Raw genomic sequence first — 2,795 nt, 5'->3', positions numbered from 1 at the left:
TGTCCGTCGTCAGAACATTTGGCACAACTCGTGGCGTAGATCAGCGGAGTGTGGGCCTCGTCTCGGATTGATGTTTAGGCGGCGAGCTTGCAGTGTTGCAAGCGCCGATGTTCGAGTGTCTTTCGCTTGATCCTTTCTCTTCGTTCGATGATGGCGGCAGCCCTGCCGAAGTAGGCATCGGCGGGTGTCACATTGTCGAGGCTCTCGTGGTAGCGCTGGTGGTTGTAATGCTCGACGAAGGCCTCGATCTGCTGTTGGAGATCGCCGGGCAGAAAGTAGTTTTCCAGCAGCACGCGGTTCTTCAGGGTCTGGTGCCAGCGTTCGATCTTGCCCTGCGTCTGCGGATGGAAGGGAGCGCCGCGCACATGGCTCATCCTGTTTGCCTCGATGTATTCGGCTAGTTCCCCGGCAATGTAGCTGGGGCCATTGTCCGACAGCAGGCGGGGCCTGTGCAGCACGTTGGCGTGGTTGCAGCCTGAAGCTGCCAGCGCCATATCGAGCGTGTCAGTGACGTCCTCGGCTCGCATGGTGGTGCAGAGCTTCCAGGCGATGATGTAGCGTGAGTAATCGTCGAGCACGGTCGAGAGATAGACCCAGCCCCATCCGATGATCTTGAAGTAGGTAAAATCCGTCTGCCACATCTCATTGGGTCGAGAGGTCTGCGTGTGGAACGCCTCTGCCGCCTTGATCACCGTGTAGGCCGGGCTGGTGATCAGATCATGGGCCTTCAGCAGCCGGTAAACCGTGGCTTCGGACACGAAGTAGCGCTTCTCGTCGGTGAAGCGCACCGCCAGCTCGCGGGGACTGAGATCGGTCTGCTCCAGAGCCATCTCGACGATCTGGTCCTGCACCTCGGGCCCAATACGGTTCCACACCCGGCTCGGCGCTGAAGGACGGTCCTGGAGCGCCTCCGGCCCACCTTCGAGGTAGCGGTCATACCAGCGATAGAAGGTCCGCCGTGCCACGCCGAGCTGGTCCAGCGTACGCTTGGCGGGCAGGTGCGACTGCTCGACGATCCTGATGATCTCCAGCTTCTCGGATGCGGGATACCTCATTCGTCGTCTCCCCCATCCGCGATCATGCTTTTTTTGAGCAGACGGTTCTCCAGCGTCAGGTCCGCCACGCATTCCTTCAGATCGCGCGCTTCACGGCGCAGATCCTTTACCTCGTCGGTGGTAGCAGCACGGGCTGTATCGCCAGCAAGCCTGCGCTTGCCGGCCTCCATGAACTCCTTGGACCAGGTGTAATACAGGCTCTGCGCAATCCCTTCGCGGCGGCACAGCTCGGCAATGGAGTCATCGCCGCGCAGGCCATCAAGGACGATCCTGATCTTGTCCTCGGCAGAGAAGTGCCGCCGGGTCTTGCGGCGGATATCCTTTACGACCTGCTCGGCAGGCAATTTGGGCTTTGAGGATTTGGGCTTCATCTTCGTTCCTTCGTCACTACGACGAAGCCCAAATCCTCCTTAAATCACAACCTCAAATCTGTGCCATAGGTGCTGACGCGGGACACCGGGGGAGGTATCTGGCCAACGCTTCTCGTAATTCGAGGGAAGCTGTTGCAAGGTCTCCAAGACCCTTCGACAGTCCTGTCGGGTAATGTCAGCTACGAGCCGATCTTTCCCGAGTATGGCAACGACGAGATTCCTGACCGTCTCGTAGGCCATCGCCGTCTTTCGCGTGCGAGAACTACCGGGGTCAGCGAGGTATCGATTCCACGCCTCGAAGATCGTCAGTCCACCGGACAACTCGGCAATCGTGATAGGTGCTTCGGTTCCACGCTGCTCGATTGGCCGAGGCAGGGTCGGTATGCCGGTCTGTCTCGAAGCCTCAAACATCTCGGCGATGTCGAACGCGATGGCGCGACCTTTAGCGAGAGCATCACGGTATGACGCTGTGCCCAGAGATCGATTGACATGTGTCTTCCCGACGATGCGGACGAGGTCTGCCGGGACTCGAACTCTGAACTGGTAGATGCCCTCGCGACGCCAAAGTCCGGACAGCCGCTTGTGATACACAGTTGTGCGACACCCAGAATTCGAGAAATCCTCATGAGGACAGTCGGTTAGATCATGGGTAGGAGGGTTCGTGTGCAACACACTTGTGTCACACGACAACGGCAGAGCGTCCTTAAGATGCTCTGATTCAGTGGATTTTGGAGGTTTGGCGCACCCGACAGGATTCGAACCTGTGGCCTCTGCCTTCGGAGGACAATTATCCGGTGTTTTATGTCAAATATGTCAATGTCTTAGAATACATGGAACTCTGTTGTATAGAGTTTGTATATCCTTTTTGGCTTCTCGGAACGGCCAAATAGCCACGTTCGGGACCACCCGATTAAACAACGAACCCTATTTCCTGTCTGGGTCCGGGAAACTTCGATCGTTGCCTTTCAATCCCCTAAATACAAAGCCCGAAGAGAAAGTTTCGGGTGAAAGTGTATGAATTGAAAGGAATTTTCTATGGAAATCTATGAAGAATATGTCGTTTGGGATCATGAAGTATTGGTGGGCTTTTACGTGCCTGAAGGGCTAAAGGCCCGTTTTGATGCAGTTTGTCGGTCTAGGGGCAGTCGAAATGGTCAGGTTCTGGCAGGATTTATGAATGACTATGTTGCCATGCATGAGGCAATGGCAAGCCAAGTTGAGGAGCACGAAGTGAACCGCCCCGGGATTGTCGGAGGCCCTAACTCCTGAGAGGAAGGGTCTACGATGAGCAAGACGACGAACAAGTTTGCACCGGAAGTTCGCGAGCGGGCAGTCCGCCTGGTTCTGGACCAAGAGAGCGAGCATCCAT

3 protein-coding genes are annotated in these 2,795 nt (G+C 56.5%); 1 reads left to right on the top strand and 2 read right to left on the bottom strand.

Features of this window, described 5'->3' with window-relative positions; genetic code table 11:
- Positions 1-74: 74 nt before the first annotated feature.
- Positions 75-1,426 (bottom strand): IS3 family transposase gene (locus AC13CE_RS00815; RefSeq protein WP_482971162.1). Its coding sequence is split into 2 segments (ribosomal slippage): positions 75-1,088 and positions 1,091-1,426, totalling 1,350 coding nucleotides; the frame shifts between segments, so codons are not numbered across the junction.
- 39 nt (positions 1,427-1,465) lie between these two features.
- On the bottom strand, positions 1,466-2,017 hold the full coding sequence (locus AC13CE_RS00810; protein ID WP_482971161.1) for a DUF6538 domain-containing protein: 552 nt from the start codon (positions 2,015-2,017) through the stop codon (positions 1,466-1,468).
- Between the two features lie 444 nt (positions 2,018-2,461).
- On the opposite strand from AC13CE_RS00810, the gene AC13CE_RS00805 reads away from it, so the two are divergent.
- The gene (locus tag AC13CE_RS00805) at positions 2,462-2,695 is read left to right on the top strand and encodes a hypothetical protein (RefSeq protein ID WP_482971160.1); all 234 of its coding nucleotides are present in this window, start codon (positions 2,462-2,464) and stop codon (positions 2,693-2,695) included.
- The last annotated feature ends 100 nt before the right edge of the window (positions 2,696-2,795 follow it).

Source organism: Qipengyuania sp. B-5, from assembly GCF_056857815.1.
This window is presented reverse-complemented; position numbering and strand designations above follow the sequence as displayed.